The 206-nt window shown below is 59.7% G+C and carries 1 protein-coding gene; it reads right to left on the minus strand.

Features of this window, described 5'->3' with window-relative positions; genetic code table 11:
* Positions 1-53 precede the first annotated feature (53 nt).
* On the minus strand, positions 54-194 hold the full coding sequence (locus NE623_RS14720; RefSeq protein ID WP_256276186.1) for a DUF4314 domain-containing protein: 141 nt from the start codon (positions 192-194) through the stop codon (positions 54-56).
* Between the last annotated feature and the right edge of the window lie 12 nt (positions 195-206).

Here is a 206-nt window from a genome sequence, read left to right on the forward strand (position 1 = left end):
TGCGCACTCGAGCGAGTAGCGGACGACCTGAGCCGCAGGTTCGGAGCCGTAATTCATCTGGCATCACGGGCCTTTTCTTTGGGCGAGGGCAAGCGGCTGAACGAGTCCACACCGGGGATTAGGGCAAGACTGCGCACGCAGTCCCAATCTACATGGATATGCCCAGTGTCGTCGATACATTCCACCGTGCCCATAGAACAGGGCGG

Origin of the sequence: Gemmiger formicilis, from assembly GCF_024462815.1 — a bacterium.
GTDB lineage: Bacteria > Bacillota > Clostridia > Oscillospirales > Ruminococcaceae > Gemmiger.